This is a genomic window from Mycobacterium arosiense ATCC BAA-1401 = DSM 45069 (assembly GCF_002086125.1).
Lineage (GTDB): Bacteria > Actinomycetota > Actinomycetes > Mycobacteriales > Mycobacteriaceae > Mycobacterium > Mycobacterium arosiense.
Genome location: NZ_MVHG01000153.1, coordinates 1 through 4,918 on the forward strand (window position 1 = coordinate 1; position 4,918 = coordinate 4,918).

Annotated in this window: 1 pseudogene; it reads right to left on the reverse strand. The window is 67.4% G+C overall.

Going from position 1 to position 4,918, the window contains the following annotated elements:
• Window positions 1-4,918 (reverse strand): annotated as a pseudogene (locus tag BST14_RS27435) (amino acid adenylation domain-containing protein); the annotation flags it as partial.

A 4,918-nucleotide genomic window follows, 5' to 3' on the forward strand; every position in this document is an offset into this window, starting at 1 on the left:
GGGTTGCGCGACACCTGCTCGGCGAACACCGCCGGGATCGACACCGCCGCCGGCAACCAGGTCAACCCCGCCCGATTCCCCCACACCCCGAGCCGGGCAAGCTCGGCCTCGTCGATTAAATCGATCGACGAAATCCTCTGTGCGGGTTCGGCGGTCATCGCCTTCAGCACCCGCTCCAAGCGCCCGATCAACGCGTGGATGCTGTCCGCGTCGAACACATCGGTGCGAAACTCCACCGCTCCGCCGATCCCGCCGGGCTCACCGGCCTCGGTGAAGCGTTCGGCCAACGAAAACGCCAGATCCATCCGCGCGGTGCGGGTGTTCACCGGCAGCGGCGTGACCCGCAGATCACCCAAGGCCAACGTTGCGGGTGCGTTGTTCTGCCAGGCCAACGCCACCTGGACCAGCGGGTGATGCGACAGGCTGCGGTTGGGGTTGAGCCGCTCCACAAGGACTTCGAAGGGCACGTCTTGGTGTTCATAGGCGGCCAGGCTGCGCCGGCGGACCCGGGCCAGCAGCTCTGCGACAGTCGGATCACCTGTCAGATCAATTCGCAGCACCAGAGTGTTGACGAAAAAACCCACCAAATGATCGAGCGCCGGGTCACGTCGTCCGGCGATCGGAAACCCCACCGCGACATCGGAACTGGCGCTGATCTTCGACAACAGCACCGCCAGGCCGGCCTGGATCACCATGAAACCGGTCGCGTTGTGCTCGCGGGCCACCCGAGCAATTCGCTGCTGCAACTCGGCCGGCCAGTCCACCGTCAGGCTGGCGCCGCGTTGATCGGCCACCGGCGGGTAGGGCCGATCGGTGGGCAACTGCAGCTGCTCGGGCAGCCCGGCCAGCTCCTGCTCCCAATAGGCCAGCTGCGCGGCGATGCGGCTGTGGCCGTCGGCCAGATCACCCAGTTGGGTGCGCTGCCACAGTGTGTAATCGACGTACTGCACCGGCAGCGGCGGCCAGTCGGGTGCCAGGCCCGCACACCGCCGCAGGTAAGCCGCCTTCAGATCGGCGACCAGCGGAGTGATCGACCAGCCGTCAGCTGCGACGTGGTGGACCACGGCCACCAGGACGTGTTCATCCTCGGCGACACGGAAAAGTGTTGCCCGCAAAGGGATCTCAGTGGCCAAATCGAAATTGTGCTGCGCGACCGAGTCGATGGCCTCGTCCAGTTGATCCGCCGACCAACCGCCCGCGTCGACAACGCGCCAATTCGCTTTGGCCCGCTCGGCGGGAACGACCATCTGCTGCGGGATACCGTCGGGTGCGACGAACAGCGTGCGCAGGCTCTCTTGGCGAGCCACCACGTCGGCTAGTGCGGCGCCCAGCGCATCGCTATCGAGGACACCACTAAAGCGCAGTGCCGCCGTCATGTTGTAGACGGAGGAGGGTCCGTGCAATTGGTCAAGGAACCACAGCCGCTGCTGGGCGTATGACAACGGCACCACAGCCGGACGCGCACCGGCGACCAACGGCGCCAATCCATCCCCACGGGCAGTGATACGTGGGGCCAGCTGAGCCACCGTGGGCGCTTCGAACACGGTGCGCACCGAAAGGTCGGCGTCCAGGCCGGTGTTGATCGCCGCGATCAGGCGCATCGCCGACAGCGAATCCCCGCCCAGGTCGAAAAACGAGTCATCGACCCCGACCCGGTCCACCCCGAGCACCTGGCCATAGATGCCGGCCAGGATCTCCTCCACCTGGGTGGCCGGGGTGTGATGGTCGTTGCCGGAGTATTCCGGTGTCGGCAGGGCGCGGGTGTCGAGTTTCCCGCTCGGGGTCAGCGGCAGCGCCTCGATCACCATGACCGCGGCCGGCACCATGTAGGCCGGAAGCCGGTCGGCCAGCGCGGTGCGCGCCTGGGCCGGGTCTGCGGTCCCGGTGATGTAGCCGACCAGCCGCTTGTCGCCGGGGCGGTCCTCGCGAGTGATCACGACCGCCTGCTCGACTCCGTCCAGCCCGATGAGGGCGGCCTGGATTTCGCCGAGTTCGATGCGGTAGCCGCGGATTTTGACCTGTTCATCGGCGCGCCCGAGGTAGTGCAGCTGGCCGTCGGCGCGCCACCGCACCAGATCCCCGGTGCGATACATCCGCGCTCCAGGCACCCCGAAGGGACACGCGATGAACCGCGATCCGGTCAACCCGGCCCGACCGAGGTATCCGAGCCCGACGCCGGCGCCGGCCACATACAGCTCACCGACCACCCCGACCGGCACGGGGCGCAACCAGCCGTCCAGCACAAACAACGCCGCGGTGAGCACCGGCGCCCCGATCGGCGGCGTCCCCGTCCCCGCCGTCAACGCACTCATCGACGCGTACACCGTCGCCTCGGTCGGCCCGTAGGCATTGATCACCACTCGCCCCGGCGCCCACCGATCGACCACTTCGGCCGGGCACGCCTCACCTCCGAGCAGCAAGGACACCGACTCCAGCCCCTCGGCCGACAGGGCTACCACCGCCGACGGGGTCTGGGTCAACACGTTGACCCGTTCGCTGAGCAGCATGGCGTGAAAGTCCGGCGGCGAATTCACCACCGAGTCGGGGACCACCACCAGCCGCCCACCGGTGAGCAGCGCAGCCCAGATCTCCCACACCGAGAAGTCGAACGCATACGAATGGCACTGCGTCCAAACCTGTTTCGCCGGCAGCAGGATGGGCTGTGAATCCGCCAGGTGGGCCAGATTGCGGTGGCTGATCGCCACACCTTTGGGCACGCCGGTGGTGCCCGAGGTGTAGATCAGGTAGGCGATATGGTCGGGGTCCGGCCCCGGCAACGCCGTGACGGGGTGGGCAGCAACGTCGGGGTCGTTGAGATCGATGACCAGCAGGTCGTCGATGGCTATCCGGTCGCGTAGGCCGGCCGTCGTGACGACGCCCACCGGTGCGGCGTCGGCCATCAAGAAACCGATCCGCGGGTCCGGCAAGGCCGGGTCGATGGCCAGATAAGCCGCGCCCGTCTTCAACACCGCCAGCATCGCGACGATGGCCGAGGGCGAACGTTCCAGCAGCAGGGCTATCCGCTGCCCGGCGCTGACCCCACGGTCAATCAGGTTGTGCGCCAACCGGTTTGCGTCCTCCTCGAGTTCCCGGTAGGTCATGGAGCGGCCCTCGAAGGTCACCGCCACCGCCTCCGGCGCGCGGTCCACCTGTTCGGCGAACAGCGCCGGAATCGACATCGGCGCCGGCCCCGATCGGGTCAGCGTGGCGCGGTTGCCGACGGCGTCCAGTCGGGCGCGCTCACTGGCGTCGAGCAGATCGATCGACGACAGCCGCCGGTTCGGGTCGGTGGTCATCGCCACCAGCACCCGCTGGAACCGGTCGATGAGGGCGTGAATGCTGTCGGGGTCGAACACGTCGGTGTCGTACTCGGCGCGCAGCCCCAGCTGGCGGCCAGGGGTGGCTTGCACCGTCAACGGGTAGTGGTTGTACTCGCGGCCGGTGAATTCGGTGATAGCCAGCTGGTGGTCGCCGCCGGACAGGGTCGCGGTGTCGACGGGATAGTTTTCCAACACGAATAGGGTGTCGAACAGCTTGTCCTGGCCGGTTATTCGGTGGATTTCGCTAAGTGCCAGATGCTGGTGTTCCAGCGTGTCGTTGTAGGCGGTTTGCATCTGGTCGAGCAGGTCGGCGGTGGTGCTGGCCGGTGCGATGCGCGCTCGCACCGGCACGGTGTTGATGAACAGGCCGACCATCGATTCCGCACCGGCCAGCTCGGCCGGCCTACCTGAGACCGCGGTGCCGAACGCGACATCGTGTTGGCCGGTCAGCCAGGTCAGCAATTGCGCGAAACCCGCTTGCAGCACGGTGTTGACGGTGGTGTGGTGAGCGCGGGCCAGCTCGCTTAGCGCGTGGGTGGTGTGGGTCGACAGCCGCGATGAGACCACCGCGCGTCGTCCGAGCCCTAATCGATCCGGCGGTCCGACCAAGGTGGGGGTATCAAAGCCGGCCAGCACCGAACGCCAAGCGCTGTGGGCGGCCTCCATGTCACGTGCGGCCAGCCAGGCGGCAAACTCCCGATAGGACGCTGCGGCGGGGAGCCGCTGCCCGTAATAGGCGGCGAAGATTTCCTGCAGCAGGATCGGCATTGACCAGCCATCGAGGACGATGTGGTGGTTGGTCAGCACCAACCGGTACTGCTCGGAGCCGGTGCGAATGACGGCCACCCGAAAGGCGGGCCCCTTGGCCAGATCGCACACCGCGGCGCGTTCGGCCGCGCAGATCTGCCGGACCTCCTCGTCGAGATCACCGGCGTCGGCAAGGTCGACGTACCGCCACCCCGGCGCGGGATCGGCCGGGATGATCTGCACCGGCTCCCCGAACCGTTCGAAGAAGCGGGCCGCCAGGTTGGGATGCCGGTTGATCGCCGTTTGTACCGCGTCGTGCAGCCGGTATGGCTCGAGCGTGCCGGTTACGGTGATCTCGAGCTGAGACGCATAAACATTGTCGTCATGACCTTGGGCGGTGCTGGCATGAAAGAACAGCCCCTGCTGTAGTGGAGTCAACGGCAAAACGTCAGCGATCCGCATATTGGCGCTCCAGCTCGTCGATCTGTTGCTGGCTCAGCCCGGCAAGCGCGATGTCCGACGGGGTCAGCCCGCCGCCACCGCCGCGGACGTGGGCGCAGATGCCGGCCAGGGCGTCAAACCAGAGGTGGGCCAGGCGGTTGACTTGGGTGTGGTCGAGTGCCGAGGGCGCCCAGGTCCAGCTGGCGTGCAGCAGGGGACCGGTGCCCGCGTCTCGGATGGCGGCGTTGAGTTCCAGGGTGTGCGCCAGCGGCATAGGTATGGCCGCGGCCGCCGCGGCCGCCGACTCACCGTCGCTGCTTATCCGCCATAGCTTTTCGGATGCCTCGCCGGCTGCGGCTCCGAGTCGGCCGAGGTAGTTGAAGCCGATCACCGGGTCGGTGTGGGGCAGC